The 16494-nt window shown below is 55.5% G+C and carries 17 protein-coding genes; 7 read left to right on the top strand and 10 right to left on the bottom strand.

The genetic code is table 11. The annotated features are described in order from the left end of the window. Nucleotides 1-65 precede the first annotated feature (65 nt). Nucleotides 66-446, bottom strand: coding sequence for a YbgS-like family protein (locus AC2T6E_RS06630; protein ID WP_029485008.1), 381 nt, complete (start codon nucleotides 444-446; stop codon nucleotides 66-68). 304 nt (nucleotides 447-750) lie between these two features. Between AC2T6E_RS06630 and aroG the strand changes: the two genes are divergently transcribed. Then, complete coding sequence (gene aroG / locus AC2T6E_RS06625) at nucleotides 751-1803, top strand: 3-deoxy-7-phosphoheptulonate synthase AroG (protein WP_486690984.1); 1053 nt, start codon at nucleotides 751-753, stop codon at nucleotides 1801-1803. Between the two features lie 61 nt (nucleotides 1804-1864). Here the strand turns inward: aroG and gpmA are convergent, their stop codons facing one another. The 7 genes from gpmA to modE form a co-directional block, all read right to left on the bottom strand. Further along, nucleotides 1865-2617: a 2,3-diphosphoglycerate-dependent phosphoglycerate mutase gene (gene gpmA / locus AC2T6E_RS06620; protein WP_089598926.1), complete on the bottom strand. Its 753-nt coding sequence runs from the start codon at nucleotides 2615-2617 to the stop codon at nucleotides 1865-1867. A 275-nt stretch (nucleotides 2618-2892) separates the two neighbouring features. After that, nucleotides 2893-3936, bottom strand: coding sequence for a galactose-1-epimerase (gene galM / locus AC2T6E_RS06615; protein WP_214605442.1), 1044 nt, complete (start codon nucleotides 3934-3936; stop codon nucleotides 2893-2895). Beyond that, complete coding sequence (gene galK, locus AC2T6E_RS06610) at nucleotides 3930-5078, bottom strand: galactokinase (protein ID WP_214605443.1); 1149 nt, start codon at nucleotides 5076-5078, stop codon at nucleotides 3930-3932. The genes galM and galK overlap by 7 nt, the downstream gene beginning before the upstream one ends. 3 nt (nucleotides 5079-5081) lie before the next feature. Continuing rightward, entirely contained in the window at nucleotides 5082-6128 is a 1047-nt protein-coding gene (gene galT, locus AC2T6E_RS06605) for a galactose-1-phosphate uridylyltransferase (RefSeq protein ID WP_042719424.1), read from the bottom strand. 9 nt (nucleotides 6129-6137) lie between these two features. Continuing rightward, the gene (gene galE, locus AC2T6E_RS06600) at nucleotides 6138-7154 is read right to left on the bottom strand and encodes a UDP-glucose 4-epimerase GalE (RefSeq protein ID WP_042719422.1); all 1017 of its coding nucleotides are present in this window, start codon (nucleotides 7152-7154) and stop codon (nucleotides 6138-6140) included. 201 nt (nucleotides 7155-7355) lie between these two features. Next, nucleotides 7356-8828 carry a molybdate ABC transporter ATP-binding protein ModF gene (modF, locus tag AC2T6E_RS06595; RefSeq protein ID WP_427354037.1) on the bottom strand — a complete coding sequence of 491 codons (1473 nt, stop codon included), beginning with the start codon at nucleotides 8826-8828 and terminating at the stop codon, nucleotides 7356-7358. 67 nt (nucleotides 8829-8895) lie between these two features. After that, a complete protein-coding gene (gene modE / locus AC2T6E_RS06590) occupies nucleotides 8896-9684 on the bottom strand; it encodes a molybdenum-dependent transcriptional regulator (protein ID WP_108415881.1) in 789 nt (262 codons plus the stop codon). A 127-nt stretch (nucleotides 9685-9811) separates the two neighbouring features. Here modE and AC2T6E_RS06585 point away from each other — a divergent pair, with 127 nt between their 5' ends. The 4 genes from AC2T6E_RS06585 to modC all read left to right on the top strand — a co-directional run bounded on the left by AC2T6E_RS06585 (nucleotide 9812) and on the right by modC (nucleotide 12662). After that, nucleotides 9812-9961, top strand: coding sequence for an AcrZ family multidrug efflux pump-associated protein (locus tag AC2T6E_RS06585; protein ID WP_008501118.1), 150 nt, complete (start codon nucleotides 9812-9814; stop codon nucleotides 9959-9961). Between the two features lie 177 nt (nucleotides 9962-10138). After that, nucleotides 10139-10912: a molybdate ABC transporter substrate-binding protein gene (modA, locus tag AC2T6E_RS06580; RefSeq protein ID WP_126815571.1), complete on the top strand. Its 774-nt coding sequence runs from the start codon at nucleotides 10139-10141 to the stop codon at nucleotides 10910-10912. Beyond that, nucleotides 10912-11601: a molybdate ABC transporter permease subunit gene (gene modB / locus AC2T6E_RS06575; protein WP_010428783.1), complete on the top strand. Its 690-nt coding sequence runs from the start codon at nucleotides 10912-10914 to the stop codon at nucleotides 11599-11601. The genes modA and modB overlap by 1 nt, the downstream gene beginning before the upstream one ends. A 2-nt stretch (nucleotides 11602-11603) precedes the next feature. Then, nucleotides 11604-12662, top strand: a complete 1059-nt coding sequence (gene modC / locus AC2T6E_RS06570; protein ID WP_486690978.1) for a molybdenum ABC transporter ATP-binding protein ModC — start codon at nucleotides 11604-11606, stop codon at nucleotides 12660-12662. Here modC and AC2T6E_RS06565 read toward each other — a convergent pair whose 3' ends face one another. Further along, nucleotides 12663-13481, bottom strand: a complete 819-nt coding sequence (locus tag AC2T6E_RS06565) for a pyridoxal phosphatase (protein WP_278435520.1) — start codon at nucleotides 13479-13481, stop codon at nucleotides 12663-12665. It abuts the gene before it with no gap. 140 nt (nucleotides 13482-13621) lie between these two features. Here AC2T6E_RS06565 and pgl point away from each other — a divergent pair, with 140 nt between their 5' ends. Both pgl and tisB read left to right on the top strand, forming a co-directional pair. Further along, entirely contained in the window at nucleotides 13622-14617 is a 996-nt protein-coding gene (gene pgl, locus AC2T6E_RS06560) for a 6-phosphogluconolactonase (RefSeq protein WP_174340578.1), read from the top strand. Nucleotides 14618-15060: 443 nt separating this feature from the next. Beyond that, nucleotides 15061-15150, top strand: coding sequence for a type I toxin-antitoxin system toxin TisB (gene tisB, locus AC2T6E_RS06555; RefSeq protein WP_023332440.1), 90 nt, complete (start codon nucleotides 15061-15063; stop codon nucleotides 15148-15150). A 53-nt stretch (nucleotides 15151-15203) separates the two neighbouring features. Here the strand turns inward: tisB and AC2T6E_RS06550 are convergent, their stop codons facing one another. Then, a complete protein-coding gene (locus tag AC2T6E_RS06550) occupies nucleotides 15204-16487 on the bottom strand; it encodes a putative acyl-CoA thioester hydrolase (protein WP_108415886.1) in 1284 nt (427 codons plus the stop codon). Between the last annotated feature and the right edge of the window lie 7 nt (nucleotides 16488-16494).

The raw sequence follows: 16494 nt of genomic DNA, 5'->3' as shown, positions 1-16494 counted from the left end.
AGCGTTTTTAAGAGCTTAAATAAAAAAGGAGAGCACGCGCTCTCCTTTATTCAGATTACTCAGCGTTACTGCGTGGTACCGTCAGTTTTGGTATCCGCATCACTGCCGACTTTGTCATTTGGATCCGGACAGCGGCCGTCTTTACACATGGAGTTTTTGTGCACTTCATCTTTGGTCATGCCGTCGTGATTCATCGTGCCGGAATCCGTACCATTGGGATGTAGCATGGTGCCGCCGGTTTGGGTATTTCCGGAATTGATTTGACTGTTATCGACATTATTTGGTGCGATGTTTTGTTTAGCATCAGGGGCGACCTGGCCCGCAGCGGCGGCTGCATTGGCATCGCCGTTGCTGTCTGATGAGCCCGTGTCAGCGGCCAGGACGCTACCGCTTGCCAGGGTGAGTGTGGCGGTCAGAAAGAGAGTTGCCAGTTTCGTCATTTTCATCATGCTGCTCCTGTTCTTTTCGTTACGCTGGATAACATTCTCCAACAGTGCATCTTGTTCAAAGGCGAAAGATACCAGCATACGGACTTACGTCAGTATGGAATCGTGTTTAATCACACAAAAATGGTTGTTACAGTTAAAAAGCTTAGGTTAGATCTCATTTTTCGCTATTTTGTGGCGATTTTTAGGCGAATTCCAGGAATTATCTGCGTGAAGTGTAAAAGCCCGTTTACACTTCCTGGCCGACAAGTTAGATTGAAAGCATTGCTTTCACTACTAAAGATATGGCAGAGCCGGAAAGAAGATGAATTATCAGAACGACGATTTACGCATTAAAGAGATCAATGAGTTATTACCTCCTGTAGCACTCCTTGAAAAATTCCCCGCCACTGAAAATGCTGCAAATACGGTGTCTCATGCCCGCAAAGCGATCCACAAGATCCTGAAAGGCAGCGACGATCGTCTTCTGGTGGTGATTGGCCCGTGCTCTATTCACGACCCTGCTGCCGCGAAAGAGTATGCTGCCCGCCTGTTCACCCTGCGTGAAGAGCTGAAAGGCGAGCTGGAAATCGTGATGCGCGTCTATTTTGAAAAACCGCGCACCACCGTGGGCTGGAAAGGGCTGATTAACGATCCGCATATGGATAACAGCTTCCAGATCAACGACGGTCTGCGCATTGCCCGCAAGCTGCTGCTGGAAATCAACGACAGCGGCCTGCCTGCCGCGGGTGAGTTCCTGGACATGATTACGCCACAATACCTGGCAGACCTGATGAGCTGGGGCGCAATTGGTGCCCGCACCACGGAATCTCAGGTTCACCGCGAGCTGGCGTCCGGTCTCTCTTGTCCGGTTGGCTTCAAAAACGGCACTGACGGCACCATTAAGGTGGCTATCGACGCCATCAACGCAGCGGGCGCGCCGCACTGCTTCCTCTCCGTGACCAAATGGGGTCATTCCGCCATCGTGAACACCAGCGGTAACGGCGACTGCCATATCATTCTGCGCGGCGGCAAAGAGCCAAACTACAGCGCTAAACATGTCGCGGAAGTGAAAGTCGGGCTGGAAAAAGCCGGACTGTCGCCGCAGGTGATGATCGACTTTAGCCACGCCAACTCCAGCAAGCAGTTTAAAAAGCAGATGGAAGTGGGGGCAGACGTTTGCCAGCAGATCGCCAGCGGTGAGAAAGCGGTGATCGGGGTGATGATTGAAAGCCATCTGGTTGAAGGTAACCAGAATCTGGAAGGCAGTGAACCGCTGGTTTACGGTAAGAGCGTCACCGATGCCTGCATTGGCTGGGACGATACCGACGCCATCCTGCGTCAGCTGGCGAATGCGGTAAAAGCGCGTCGCGGCTGAGTCCTCAGGCACAAATAAAAAAGCGCGGAAGGCTCCGCGCTTTTTTTATGCCTTGCGGAAATTACTTCGCTTTACCCTGGTTCGCGACAGCCGCTGCTTTCGCTGCGATCTCGTCCGCGTTACCCAGATAGTAATGTTTGATTGGTTTGAAGTTTTCGTCGAACTCATACACCAGCGGTACGCCGGTTGGGATGTTCAGCTCGAGGATTTCGTCTTCACCCATGTTGTCCAGGTATTTCACCAGCGCACGCAGGGAGTTACCGTGAGCGGCGATGATCACGCGCTCACCGCTTTTCAGGCGTGGCAGAATGGTTTCATTCCAGTAAGGCACAACGCGGTCGATGGTCAGCGCCAGGCTTTCAGTCTGCGGCAGTTCTGCGTCGGTCAGTTTAGCGTAACGTGGGTCGTGACCCGGGTAGCGCTCGTCATCTTTGGTCAGCTCTGGCGGGGTTACCGCGAAGCCGCGACGCCACTGTTTAACCTGCTCGTCGCCATATTTCTCAGCGGTTTCCGCTTTGTTCAGACCCTGCAGCGCACCGTAGTGACGCTCGTTCAGTTTCCAGGATTTCTCAACCGGCAGCCAGGCCTGATCCAGTTCGTCCAGCACGTTCCACAGGGTGTGGATGGCACGTTTCAGCACAGAGGTGTAAGCAAAATCAAAGGTGAAGCCTTCATCCTTCAGCAGTTTACCTGCCGCTTTGGCTTCGCTTACGCCTTTCTCAGACAGATCAACGTCGTACCAACCGGTGAAGCGGTTTTCGTTGTTCCACTGGCTTTCGCCGTGGCGCACCAGAACCAGCTTAGTTACAGCCATATCGTACTCCTCATAAGCTTTATTGAATGATAACAATTCTCATTATATTGCCGTGGACGTGCCAGCAGCAACGCTTAACCCTAACCATAGCGAAAATAGTCTCTGAGTGTAAGATGCTTGTGAATCCAGGGTTATGATTTTGTCTGCGATCGGCGGTATTTTCAGCAAGACGAGCAGAAAAAAGCCCTCGCTGTGAGGGCTGGCATTTTTTGCCGGATGGCGCTTCGCTTATCCGGCCTACCCGTAGGCCCGTGCAAGCGTAGCGCCGCCGGGCATTAAGCGCGCGGAGTGAAATGATACTCTGTGACGCTCACGTACTCTTCACCCGGGCGCAGCACGCAGTCCGGCTGCGGCCATTCCGGATGGTTCGGGCTGTCGGGCAGGAACTCGCTTTCCAGCGCCAGCCCTTGCCAGTCGCTGTACTCCTCGTGCTCGCGCGCCGTCGTGCCGCCGAGGTAGTTGCCTGAATAGAACTGCAGGGCAGGGGCGGTGGTATAGACCGTCATCTGCAGCTTCTCATCCGCAGACCAGACCTGTGCGGCAGGTAGCTTCACATCACCTTTGGCCTGCAGCAGGAAAGCGTGGTCGTAGCCTTTCACCTTGCGCTGATCGTCATCGCTCAGGAAATCCTGGGCGATAGTTTTCACGCTGCGGAAGTCAAAGCTGGTCCCGCCCACCTCTTTCAGCCCCTGATAAGGAATACCCATCTCATCAACCGGCAGATATTCATCCGCCAGGATCTGTAGCCTGTGGTTACGCACGTCGCACTGGTTACCGTCCAGGTTGAAGTACGCATGGTTAGTCAGGTTGACCGGACACGGCTTGTCGATCGTCGCACGGTATTCAATGGCGATACGGTTGTCGTCGGTCAGCGTAAAGCGCGCAGAGGCGATAAGGTTCCCCGGGAAGCCCTGATCGCCATCAGGTGAATCCAGCGAGAGCAGCACTTCCCCGTCGTTTTGACGAACAATCTTCCAGCGGCGTTTATCAAACCCGTCCGGTCCGCCGTGCAGCTGGTTCTCACCCTGGCTTGGCAGCAGGGTGTACTGCACGCCGTCGAGTTCAAAACGGCTCTTCGCGATACGGTTAGCATAGCGCCCAACGGACGCGCCCAGATAGGCGGACTGATTAATATACTGCTCAGGCGAGGCACAGCCGAGCAGAGTCTCGCGTACGCTGCCGTCCGGCATCGGTACGCGGGCAGAAAGAAGGGTGGCACCCCAGTCCATCAGCGTAACGACCATCCCCGCGCTGTTGCGCAGGGTTAACAGGCGATACGGCAGACCATCCGGTGCAAGGGTAGGTGTTTCGTTTAGCACTGTCCGGCTCCTTGTGATGCTTTACAAACATAGAAGGTTTCTTTGATACCCGTTTTTGCTTCGTACTGCTTCGCCACGGCGTCCTGTACGGCAGGGACCAGCTCTGCAGGCACCAGCGCAACGATGCAGCCACCAAAACCACCGCCCGTCATGCGCACGCCGCCTTTGTCGCCAATGGTGGCTTTGACGATGTCCACCAGGGTGTCGATCTGCGGAACGGTGATTTCAAAATCATCGCGCATGGAGGCGTGAGATTCCGCCATCAGCTCGCCCATGCGTTTCAGATCGCCTTTCGCCAGTGCTGACGCGGCTTCAACGGTACGGGCATTTTCAGTCAGCACGTGACGAACGCGTTTGGCGACCACCGGATCCAGCTCGTGCGCCACTTTGTTAAATTCATTGAGCGTGACGTCGCGCAGGGCAGGCTGCTGGAAGAAGCGGGCGCCGGTTTCGCACTGTTCGCGGCGGGTGTTGTACTCGCTGCCCACCAGCGTGCGTTTGAAGTTGCTGTTGATAATCACCACGGCCGCGCCTTTTGGCAGGGGAACGGCTTTGGTACCCAGGGAACGGCAATCAATTAACAGGGCATGCTCTTTTTTGCCCAGCGCGGAGATCAGCTGGTCCATAATGCCGCAGTTACAGCCCACGAACTGGTTTTCTGCTTCCTGGCCGTTCAGGGCGATTTGCGCGCCATCCAGCGGCAGATGATAAAGCTGCTGGAACACGGTTCCCACGGCGACTTCCAGAGACGCAGAGGAGCTTAAGCCCGCACCCTGCGGCACGTTGCCGCTGATCACTAAATCCGCACCGCCAACGTTCTTGTTACGCTTCTGCAGATGCTTCACCACGCCGCGCACGTAATTAGACCACTGCTGGCTGTCGTGCGTCACAATCGGGGCATCGAGGGAAAATTCGTCCGTCTCATTACCGTAATCCGCCGCAATCACGCGGACTTTACGGTCGTCGCGCTTCGCGCAGCTGATGACGGTCTGGTAATCGATGGCGCACGGCAGCACGAAACCGTCATTATAGTCGGTGTGTTCACCGATCAGGTTAACGCGGCCAGGCGCCTGGATAACGTGGGTGGCAGGGTAGCCAAATTTCTCAGCAAACAGGGATTGTGTTTTATCTTTCAGACTCATTTTTTAGACTCCTGATTCGCGATAATGGACGTCGCTAACGGCACGCAGACGTTCTGCCGCCTGTTCCGCCGTCAGGTCACGCTGGGTTTCCGCAAGCATTTCATAGCCCACCATAAATTTACGCACCGTCGCAGAGCGCAGCAGCGGCGGATAGAAATGGGCGTGCAGCTGCCAGTGTTGATTCTCTTCGCCGTTAAACGGGGCGCCGTGCCAGCCCATGGAGTACGGGAAGGAGCACTGGAAGAGGTTGTCGTAACGGCTGGTCAGCTTTTTCAGCGCCAGGGCAAGGTCGTCACGCTGCGCGTCGCTGAGATCGGTAATGCGCTTCACGTGCGCTTTCGGCAGCAGCAGCGTTTCAAACGGCCAGGCGGCCCAGTAAGGGACAACGGCCAGCCAGTGTTCGGTTTCCACCACGGTGCGGCTGCCGTCGGCCAGCTCGCGCTGCGTGTAATCCACCAGCATCGGCGAACCGTTTTCCGCGTAATACGCTTTCTGCAGACGGTCTTCACGCTCGGCTTCGTTGGGCAGGAAGCTGTTCGCCCAGATCTGGCCGTGCGGGTGCGGGTTAGAGCAGCCCATCGCCGCGCCTTTGTTTTCAAACACCTGCACCCACGGATAGCTCTGCCCCAGCTCTGCGGTTTGCGCCTGCCAGGTGCTGACCACCTCTTTCAGCGCGTCCACGCTCAGCTCCGGCAGCGTTTTGCTGTGATCGGGCGAGAAGCAGATAACCCGGCTGGTCCCGCGCGCGCTTTCGCAGCGCATCAGCGAATCGTGGCTTTCCGGCGCGTCCGGGGTATCGGTCATCAGGGCGGCAAAATCGTTGGTGAACACGAAGGTGCCTTTGTAGTCTGGGTTTTTATCCCCGGTGACGCGCGTGTTGCCCGGACAGAGGAAGCAGTCCGGGTCGTGCTGTGGCAGCGTCTGTTTTGCAGGCGTCTCCTGCGCCCCCTGCCAGGGGCGTTTGGCGCGATGCGGAGAGACCAAAATCCACTGCCCGCTTAGCGGGTTAAAACGACGATGCGGGTGATCGACGGGATTAAATTGCGTCATGACGGATCCTTAGTCCGGATAGCCCTGCGGATGGCGTGACTGCCAGTGCCAGGTATCCTGTGCCATTTCATCAAGCGTGCGGGTAACACGCCAGTTAAGCTCTTTATCGGCTTTGGTGGCATCTGCCCAGTAAGCAGGCAGGTCGCCATCACGACGCGGGGCAAAGTGGTAGCTCACCGGCTTACCGCAGGCTTTGCTGAAGGCGTTAACCACGTCCAGCACGCTGCTGCCGACTCCGGCGCCGAGGTTGTAAATATGCACGCCCGGTTTGTCAGCCAGCTGCTGCATCGCCGCCACGTGGCCGTCTGCCAGATCCATCACGTGGATGTAGTCACGCACGCCGGTGCCGTCTTCGGTAGGGTAGTCATTGCCAAAAATCGCCAGCGAGTCGCGACGGCCTACGGCGACCTGGGCGATGTACGGCATCAGGTTATTCGGGATGCCCTGCGGATCTTCACCCATATCTCCCGACGGATGCGCGCCGACCGGGTTGAAGTAACGCAGTAGCGCGATGCTCCACTCCGGCTGTGCTTTTTGCAGGTCGGTCAGGATCTGCTCCACCATCAGCTTGCTTTTGCCGTACGGGCTTTGCGGGGTGCCGGTCGGGAAGCTTTCAACGTAAGGGATTTTGGGCTGATCGCCGTAGACGGTGGCGGAGGAGCTAAAGATAAAGTTTTTGACGTTCGCTGCGCGCATGGCGGAAATGAGACGCAGAGTACCGTTGACGTTGTTATCGTAATACTCAAGCGGTTTCGCAACGGATTCACCGACGGCTTTCAGACCCGCGAAGTGGATCACTGCTTCGATGGCGTGGTCGTGAAGGATCTCGGTCATCAGCGCTTCGTTGCGGATGTCGCCTTCCACGAAGGTCGGCTGTTTTCCACCTAGACGTTCAATCACCGGCAGCACGCTGCGCTTACTATTGCACAGGTTATCGAGGACGATCACATCGTGACCATTTTGCAGCAGCTGCACACAGGTATGACTTCCGATGTAACCGCTACCACCTGTTACCAGAACTCGCATAATTCGCTCCATTGGGCTTATGGTTTGTAATAACCATAGCATAACAGAGACGCGAAAAGTGTGACATGGGATAAAATAGTGGAATCGTTTACACTCGGTTTTACACTCGCTTTTTCAATGACTGATGACATTCTAGATCAAAGGGATAGCGATGTATTGATGCAAGTTATCTGAAAAAGCGGAGGGCAGTGCCCTCCACGATTAATCGATTTTGCTGAGAAGGTAGCGATAGCGCTCGCCGTCGGGGACAAACTCAAGGCGATGCGTGATACAGGAGGGCGCATCTTCGGCATGGTGTGAAACGAACAGCAATTGCGTTTCTCCCTCACTAATGAGGATATCGACAAAGCGACGGACCAGCTGGCGGTTTAGCGGATCCAGCCCCTGAAGCGGTTCGTCGAGAATCAACAGCGTCGGGTGTTTTACCAGCGCGCGAACAATGAGTGCCAGGCGCTGCTGTCCCCACGACAGGCTATGGAACGGCGCGTCAGCAACCCGGCTGTCCATGCCCAGAATATCCAGCCACTGCTGAACCAGCTTGTGCTGTCTGTCCGACACCGCCTGATAAATGCCGATGGAGTCAAAATACCCGGAGAGGATCGCGTTGCGCACCGTGGTACTGACGCGGTAATCCAGATGCAGGCTGCTGCTGACGTAGCCAATGTGCTTTTTGATATCCCAGATGGTTTCACCGCTGCCGCGACGTCGGCCAAACAGCGTCAGATCGTTGCTGTAGCCCTGCGGGTGATCGCCGGTTATCAGGCTCAGCAGCGTCGATTTCCCCGCGCCGTTAGGGCCGACAATCTGCCAGTGTTCGGCGGGATTAACCGTCCAGCTAAGGTGGTTCAGGATCGGTCGATCGTCATAGGAGACCACGCCGTCGCGCAGAACGATAAGGGGCTGGTGGGGATCGAGGCCGTGGCGTGCCGCCGGGGCGTCGGGCTCCGGAAGCGCGATACCGTCCAGTTTTTCGCTGTGCGCTAGCTGAGCAATCAGCGCCTGCCTGAGCAATGCGGATTTTTCCCCGGTTTCGGTCAGATTGCAGTCTGCCAGCACGCCCGCGTTCTGCACGAAATCCGGAATTTCATCAAAGCGGTTAAGCACCAGTACGATGGTGTAACCATCCTGATTAAGCGTTCCTAACAGGGCGGCCAGCTGGGCACGGGAGTGCACATCCAGCCCGTCGAACGGCTCATCCAGAATCAGCAGTTCCGGCTGGCTCATCAATGCCTGGCACAGCAGCGTTTTGCGCGTCTCGCCGGTGGAAAGGTATTTGAAGCGCCGGTTCAGCAGGGCGGAGATGCCAAACTGCTCCGCCAGCTGTTGGCAGCGGGCTGGGTTTTTGACCTCGTCCTGAATAATTTCTGCTGTGGTGCGACCGGTATCATCTTCACCCGGGCTGAGCAGGTCGGTGTTGTTGCGCTGCCACTCATCGCTCACCAGCTTCTGGAGCTGTTCAAACGACAGGCGCGTCAGGCGGGTGAAGGTGTTCTGGCGTTCGCCTTTAAGCTGGGTTAGCTCTCCGGCCAGAGCTCGCGCCAGCGCTGATTTGCCGCTGCCGTTGGTTCCCACAAACGCCCAGCTTTCGCCTGCGCGCAGCGTTAAATCAGGAAGGGTCAGCGTTCGGGTATCGCTAAGACGAAACGTGCCTTGCGAAATATGCAATGATGACATGATGTATCCCATTTTTTGCAGCGATAGATGTCAGGGATACTGGCTGTCGGCGCGATTGTCAATGCACTCAGCACAATGTGGCGATAATCACCCGGTCAGCGTTGAAATATGCGGTAACGACAGCACCTTCTTCTAAACCGTTCGCCTCCGCAGCGGGGAGCGTCGCGCAGAGAGGTTGCCCATCCGGCAGCGTCATCAGCACTTCGCATTGTTCTTCGCCGCGTTCGATATGGCTGATGGTGCCCTGCAGCTGGTTATCTGCACCACTGGCCTGTTCCGGGTTGCGCGTAATGCTGACCCACGGCGCTTTGAGCAGCACCAGCACCTCTTTGCCTTCGTCCAGACCAAGGCGCTGCCCGCTCTGCGCGGTGATCGCGGCTTTCAGACGAGTAGTACCATCCGCAAGCAGGATGTCGATATGCTGCTGCACCTGGGCGTCGTCGCGAGCCGTGACCTTGCCAAACCACTGATTGCGGGCGCTGGTCTGCAGTGAAAAACGTGAAATGGCGGCCAGCAGACTGTCCAGCGGGACGTTGTCATCATCGCTCAGTACATCGAAGGCTTTTTGCTGGATCTGCGCCAGCAGATCGTAGAGCTGGATCAGACGCTGACCGTAACGCGTCAGGACGGCACCACCGCCGCCTTTGCCGCCTGTTGCACGGTCGACCAGCGTTTGCTCGCTCAGGGTGTTCATCTCATTGATGGCATCCCAGGCGCTTTTGTAGCTGATGCCCGCGTTTTTGGCACCCTGGCTAATCGAGCCTGTTTGTTCTATTTGTTTAAGCAGGGCGATACGTCGCGGGTCGGCAAAAAGCTTTTGCTGAAGTCGTAAGGTGAGGAGAATTTCGGCCTGCATAACAGTGTCCTGGCAAAAAGTGTATTGTGACCCAAATGACGCAGGGCGCAAAGTGCACCGCACAAAAGGGGATGTTTTTCTCACTTGAAAGGGTAGAATAAGCCGTTCACAATAACTGGAGAAAACCATGTTAGAGTTGTTGAAAAGTCTGGTATTCGCGGTAATCATGGTACCAGTAGTGATGGCCATCATCCTCGGTGCCATCTACGGCCTGGGTGAAGTGTTCAACGTCTTTTCGAACATTGGTCACCGAGACCAGGCTAAAAAGCAGCATTGATTCCCTCCAAAACGCCCGGTTAACCCGGGCGTTTTGCTCTCAAGTATTTCTTTCCATCGCCGATATCTTTCTTAGCAACAGGCCGTTTACTCATTAATCGGTACCATTTAACGCTGGGATCTCCCTGACGATATCGTTATATTAATATGTATATAACGATGATGACAGGAGCTACAGATGGCACGTACATGGGTACGCCTTTTTGCAGGGGCAACGCTGACGCTTTCTCTTACCGGGCACGCGCTGGCTGAAGAGGGGAAAATTACGGTGTTTGCGGCTGCCTCGCTGACCAATGCGATGCAGGACATCGCCGCTGAGTATAAAAAAGAGAAGAACGTTGATGTGGTCTCGTCGTTTGCTTCCTCTTCGACGCTGGCGCGCCAGATTGAAGCGGGTGCACCTGCCGATCTGTTCATCTCTGCAGACCAGAAGTGGATGGACTACGCGGCTGAGAAAAAATCGATTGATACCGCAACTCGCGAAACGCTGCTGGGGAATAGCCTGGTGGTCGTGGCGCCGAAAGCCAGCGCTCAGGGCGAGCTCACCATCAACAAGGCGACCGACTGGACCCGCTTGCTGAACGGGGGGCGTCTGGCGGTGGGCGATCCGGAACATGTGCCTGCCGGGATTTACGCCAAAGAAGCGCTGCAAAAGCTGGGCGCGTGGGACAGCCTCTCTCCGAAACTGGCTCCGGCGGAGGACGTTCGCGGCGCGCTGGCGCTGGTAGAGCGTAACGAGGCCCCGCTGGGGATTGTTTATGGCTCTGATGCCGTTGCCAGCAAAGGGGTGAAAGTGGTTGGTACGTTCCCGGAAGACTCGCACAAGAAAGTGGAATATCCTGTTGCGATTGTTGATGGACATAAAAATGCGACCGTGACGGCCTTCTATGACTATCTGAAGGGGCCAGACGCGTCTGCGATCTTTAAACGTTATGGATTTACGACTCACTGATGATATTGACCGATCCTGAATGGCAGGCTGTGCTGCTGAGCCTTAAAGTCTCTTCCCTCGCGGTTGCGCTGAGTTTGCCCTTTGGGATCTTCTTTGCCTGGTTACTGGTTCGCACCCGGTTTCCGGGCAAAGCCCTGCTTGATAGCGTTCTTCATCTTCCCCTTGTGTTACCGCCCGTGGTGGTCGGTTATCTTCTGCTCGTCTCTATGGGGCGACGCGGTTTTATCGGCGAGAAGCTCTACGACTGGTTTGGGCTGACGTTTGCTTTTAGCTGGCGCGGCGCCGTGCTGGCGGCGGCGGTGATGTCATTCCCGCTGATGGTGAGGGCTATCCGCCTCGCGCTGGAAGGCGTGGACATGAAGCTCGAACAGGCGGCACGCACGCTGGGAGCCGGACGTTTACGCGTCTTCTTTACCATCACGCTTCCGCTCACGCTGCCGGGCATTATTGTCGGAACGGTGCTCGCATTTGCCCGCTCGCTCGGCGAGTTCGGCGCGACCATCACCTTTGTCTCGAACATTCCCGGCGAAACGCGAACCATCCCGTCCGCAATGTATACCCTGATTCAAACCCCTGGCGGTGAGGGAGCGGCGGCGCGTTTGTGCATCATCTCGATAGTTCTGGCGCTGGCTTCTCTACTGGTATCTGAATGGCTGGCCCGGCTTAGCCGCGAGCGAATGGGGAAATAAGCATGCTTGAACTCAATTTCACCCAGACGCTGGGAAACCATACCCTGACGCTTAACGAGACGCTACCGGCTAGCGGCATTACCGCCATATTTGGCGTTTCCGGTGCGGGGAAAACGTCGCTGATTAATGCTATCAGCGGCCTGACGCGCCCACAGTCCGGGCGTATTGTCCTGAATAACCGCGTTTTAAATGACGTAGAAAGCAAGGTCTACCTCTCTCCGGACAAACGCCGCATTGGTTACGTTTTTCAGGATGCGCGGCTATTCCCGCACTACAGCGTGCGCGGCAACCTGCGCTACGGCATGGCGAAAAGCATGGCCGGGCAGTTTGATAAGCTGGTGACGCTGTTAGGCATTGAACCTCTGCTTGACAGGCTGCCATCCTCGCTCTCCGGCGGAGAAAAACAACGTGTGGCCATTGGCCGCGCGTTGCTGACCGCGCCGGAGCTGCTGCTGCTCGACGAACCGCTGACCTCGCTCGATATTCCGCGTAAACGCGAACTTCTGCCTTATCTACAGCGCCTGACACGAGAAATTAATATTCCGATGCTCTACGTGAGCCATTCCCTGGATGAGATTTTGCATCTGGCAGACAAGGTGCTGGTGCTGGAAGAGGGCTGCGTGAAGGCCTTCGGCAGCCTGGAAGAGGTGTGGGGTAGCAGCGTGATGCACCCATGGCTCCCGAAAGAGCAGCAGAGCAGTATCCTGAAAGTGAGCGTACTGGAACACCATCCTCACTACGCGATGACCGCGCTGGCGCTGGGCGATCAGCATCTTTGGGTCAATAAGATCGACAAACCGTTACAGTCCGCGCTGAGAATTCGCATCCAGGCGTCGGACGTCTCGCTGGTGCTGCAGCCGCCGCTGCAAACCAGTGTCCGAAATATTCTGCGCGCCAAAGTGGCCGAGTGTTTTGACGATAACGGGCAGGTGGAAGTGAAGCTTGAGGTTGGCAGCAGGACGCTCTGGGCGCGTATCAGCCCGTGGGCCAGGGATGAGTTAGGCATCAAGCCCGGCCTGTGGCTTTACGCGCAAATCAAGAGCGTCTCGATCACCGCCTGATTACAGCAGGTGGGTATAAATGTACTGCGCGATGCTGTCGGTGGTGTTATCGCCGATCACCATGTTAGCGCGCGCTTTGACCGCGTCGTCGGCATTGCCCATCGCCACGCCCGTTCCTGCGGCTTCCAGCATGCTGATGTCGTTGTAGTTATCGCCAAAGGCGATCACATCCTGCATCGACCAGCCTTGAGATTCCACAAACTGCGTCAGGCGTTTGCCTTTGCTGTTACCCTTGCGGGCAATATCCACCTGATCATGCCAGGACCATTCGCACTCCAGACCCAGCGTCTCCTCGACGTGCTTCGCAAACGCATTCAGTTTGGTGGTGTCTTCATCCGTCAGGGCGAATTTCCAGATAGCCTCAACGTCCTGTGCCGCCTGACGCAGAGAGGAAACCTGCGTAAAGACGGGGCGCTGCGCTTCCGGCAGGGAAAGCGCCCAGTTGCTGGTGCGTACCACATGGCCGGTCGGGCGCTCGTACATCATCGCGTTATCTACGTACATCAGGCCGTGAATGGCGTGCTCATCCAGCAGATCAATTAATTGCAGCGCCTGAGGAACCGGCAGCGGATCGGATGCCAAAACCTTTTTTGCATGATAATCATACAAATAGGTGCCGTTACAACAAATTGCAGGTGTATCTAACGCCAGTGCCTGATAAAAAGGATGAATGGCAACGTGATGTCGACCCGTTACGATAAGGAGTTGATATCCCACTTCCTGCGCGCGCTTAAGCGCTTCAAGAGAAGAGGGGAGCAGGGTTTTCTGAGGGGTAAGTAATGTTCCGTCTAAATCCAGTGCAATCACACGCGAGGTCATTTGTTCTTCCGGGTTAATGTTGAATTTTAGGTCTCAGGGGATGTTACACCGAGAGTAAATCGCTGCAAAATTCCTGGCTAAAATTCAGCATTCACCGTTAAAAATAATCACTTTCACGTGCAGTGAGGAAAGGAGTATTCATGAAACAAACCGTTTATACCGCCAGTCCTGAAAGTCAGCAGATCCACGTCTGGCGTTTGAATGCAGAAGGTTCGCTCACGCTGGTTCAGGTTGTTGATGTTCCGGGGCAAGTACAGCCAATGGTCGTCAGCCCGGATAAACGTTTTCTCTACGTTGGCGTGCGCCCTGAGTTCCGCGTGCTGGCGTACCGTATCTCCCCCGATGATGGCGCACTGACCTACACCGCCGAAGCACCGCTGCCGGGTAGTCCTACCCATATCTCTACCGATCGCAAAGGGCGCTTCATCTTCAGCGGTTCCTATAATGCGGGCTGCGTCAGCGTGACCCGTCTTGAGGACGGTATTCCGGTGGATACTGTCGAGGTGGTGGAAGGGCTGGAAGGCTGCCACTCGGCGAATATCTCCCCGGACAACCGTACGCTGTGGGTGCCTGCCCTGAAGCAGGATCGCATCTGCCTGTTTACCCTGAGCGATGACGGGCATCTGGTGGCACAAAACCCTGCCGAAGTGACGACCGTAGAAGGCGCGGGTCCGCGCCATATGGTCTTCCACCCGAATCAGCAATATGCGTATGTGGTTAACGAACTGAACAGCTCAGTAGACGTGTGGGAATTGAAAGATCCACACGGTCAGATTGAGTGCGTACAAACGCTGGATATGATGCCGTCTGACTTCTCCGACACCCGTTGGGCGGCCGATATCCACATTACGCCGGATGGTCGTCATCTGTATGCGTGCGATCGTACCTCCAGTCTGATTACCGTCTTTAGCGTCTCTGAAGATGGCAGCGTGTTGGCGATTGAGGGCTTCCAGCCAACGGAAACCCAGCCGCGTGGCTTTAATATCGATCACAGCGGCAAATACCTGATTGCGGCGGGGCAGAAATCCCACCATATCGCGCTGTATGAAATCAAAGGCGAGCAGGGGCTGCTGGAAGAGAAAGGGCGTTATGCCGTCGGCCAAGGGCCAATGTGGGTAGTGGTAAACGCTCACTAAGCGGCTAAAAACAAAAAACCTCGCGAATGCGAGGTTTTTTTATGCCCGGTGGTAGCCGGGTGAGCACATCAAAACATAACCAACCTGATCATCATAATATTGGCTTAAGGCGATGTAAATTCATCGTCAACAAAGAAAAGAAAATACGGAATGATCAGAAATTAGTAATTAATGAATAATCATTTACTTAGGTGATATTACTTTATAAATTCCTAAACTGATTTTATCTGTTTTTATGTACAGTGGTGATTTGATATCATTCTGTCCGTTGGTTTGATGTGCTGCAGTTCCGCAATTCAGGCTCCTTTTTAAGTCCTGGCTGTCGGGTGGTGCCGACGGTGCCTAAACTGCGGAGCACCTCAAAACATAACCAACACACCTCTGGTGACAGGCAGCGGAAAGGTAAATCAGAGGAGAAGTGCTCTATACCAAAGGAGTGGCGTATGAGCGGTGTGGAATGGGCAATTCTGTTCCTGCAACTCATGGTTGCGATTATGCAACTATTGGATGCGTATCTTAAGTTTGGTGCCTGACGCATTCAGTCGCAGTAAAAAGGGGGATTAAAACTCCCCCTTTTACTCTCATCTTACTGCTTCTGTTCAGCAACCACTTTGCTACCCACACCGCGGTTGTTGTATTCCCACATGCGGTTGAAGCTAGCGTCGTTCAGATTGCGCTGCACGATGCCTTTATCGTCCACCGTCCCGGTGGTGCCGGAGAACGGACGTTTGGAGATGGCCGCGTCCGCCCACGGTTTGGCGATGTTGAAGCCTTCGTTGATCACGCTGTCACGGATAACAACCTGGCCGTTAGTGGCAGAGTCCACATCCAGAGAACGACCCAACTGTGCAACGTTGTCACCTGCAGCAGTGAAACGGCTGTTCACCGCCAGGAAGCCGTAGAAGAGGTTTGACTGTGTCGCTGGCGCAAACACATAACCTTCCTGCTGCGTACGCGAGTTCACCACGCGGAAGTCGGTGTTATCAAACACCACTGCGCCACGACCAGAGACCAGATCCACGTCGCCTTCAACGTAGCTGTTGGTCACCAGGGTACGGGTCAGGCGGTTATTTTGCAGGGTATTCTGCACACCGCTATTGGTAACGAAGAAGGTGTTCTGGCGACCCAGAATATTCACGTTGTTAATCTGTACCTTGTCGCCATCGCTGCGCAGAGCCACGGCCTGATGATTACCCGCGTCAACGCTGTCACCCAGGGTATTTTGAATAGTCAGGTTCTGCAATTGCAGACCGTTATTCTGCGACCAGACCACCGCTGAGCACATCACGCCAATGGTGGCGGCGCGCTTGCTCTGGCAGTTATCAAACATATACCACGCAGGTTTACCCGGCATGTATTTACCGGCCGGGTTCACAAGGTGACGCCAGGTGGTGGTGTCGATTTCGGAATCAATCGCCAGGCCAATTTTCACGTCGAGCGCTTTTTCGCCCAAACCATAAATCGTAATGCTGCCCGGCGCCGCTGGTACGTAAACGGTACCTTCATATTCACCTGGCAGGATCGCGATGTACTGACGCGATGCGCTGTGTTTAGTGATAGCCGCGTCAACTGCCGCCTGGATAGAGGTATGGGTCACGCCCTGCGCCCCAGCCGGACCCACAACGAAGTTTGGCTGTTTTGGCAGAGTAATAGAAGACGGCGTCCACGGTGCAGCATTGGGATCCATCGCCGTGAAGTAACGCGCCTGGGTGAAGTTTTTCGCTTCATCGGCGGACAGGATCGGGCGAGATGAGGTCCCCGGCGCAACCTGCTCAGAAGGTCGCTGATCCGGCGGGGTTGAGCTGCAAGCGGATAAAGTCACGCCAAAGGCAAGTGCTAACGCCAGACGGGAAATCCTGGAAATGTTCAAGGTGAAG

Source organism: Enterobacter sp. B79-1 (assembly GCF_057444735.1).
Note: the sequence above shows the minus strand (reverse complement) of the source record. Positions and strands in the feature narration are given on the sequence as shown.

What these genes read in the sequence shown, in the direction of transcription:
- tisB (WP_023332440.1), top strand. Translation starts at nt 15,061, where the DNA reads ATGAGCGGTGTGGAATGGGCAATTCTGTTCCTGCAACTCATGGTTGCG.
- aroG (WP_486690984.1), top strand. Translation starts at nt 751, where the DNA reads ATGAATTATCAGAACGACGATTTACGCATTAAAGAGATCAATGAGTTA.
- modB (WP_010428783.1), top strand. Translation starts at nt 10,912, where the DNA reads ATGATATTGACCGATCCTGAATGGCAGGCTGTGCTGCTGAGCCTTAAA.
- AC2T6E_RS06585 (WP_008501118.1), top strand. Translation starts at nt 9,812, where the DNA reads ATGTTAGAGTTGTTGAAAAGTCTGGTATTCGCGGTAATCATGGTACCA.
- AC2T6E_RS06565 (WP_278435520.1), bottom strand. Translation starts at nt 13,481, where the DNA reads ATGACCTCGCGTGTGATTGCACTGGATTTAGACGGAACATTACTTACC.
- gpmA (WP_089598926.1), bottom strand. Translation starts at nt 2,617, where the DNA reads ATGGCTGTAACTAAGCTGGTTCTGGTGCGCCACGGCGAAAGCCAGTGG.
- pgl (WP_174340578.1), top strand. Translation starts at nt 13,622, where the DNA reads ATGAAACAAACCGTTTATACCGCCAGTCCTGAAAGTCAGCAGATCCAC.
- modC (WP_486690978.1), top strand. Translation starts at nt 11,604, where the DNA reads ATGCTTGAACTCAATTTCACCCAGACGCTGGGAAACCATACCCTGACG.
- galE (WP_042719422.1), bottom strand. Translation starts at nt 7,154, where the DNA reads ATGCGAGTTCTGGTAACAGGTGGTAGCGGTTACATCGGAAGTCATACC.
- galT (WP_042719424.1), bottom strand. Translation starts at nt 6,128, where the DNA reads ATGACGCAATTTAATCCCGTCGATCACCCGCATCGTCGTTTTAACCCG.
- modF (WP_427354037.1), bottom strand. Translation starts at nt 8,828, where the DNA reads ATGTCATCATTGCATATTTCGCAAGGCACGTTTCGTCTTAGCGATACC.
- galK (WP_214605443.1), bottom strand. Translation starts at nt 5,078, where the DNA reads ATGAGTCTGAAAGATAAAACACAATCCCTGTTTGCTGAGAAATTTGGC.
- AC2T6E_RS06630 (WP_029485008.1), bottom strand. Translation starts at nt 446, where the DNA reads ATGAAAATGACGAAACTGGCAACTCTCTTTCTGACCGCCACACTCACC.
- modE (WP_108415881.1), bottom strand. Translation starts at nt 9,684, where the DNA reads ATGCAGGCCGAAATTCTCCTCACCTTACGACTTCAGCAAAAGCTTTTT.
- modA (WP_126815571.1), top strand. Translation starts at nt 10,139, where the DNA reads ATGGCACGTACATGGGTACGCCTTTTTGCAGGGGCAACGCTGACGCTT.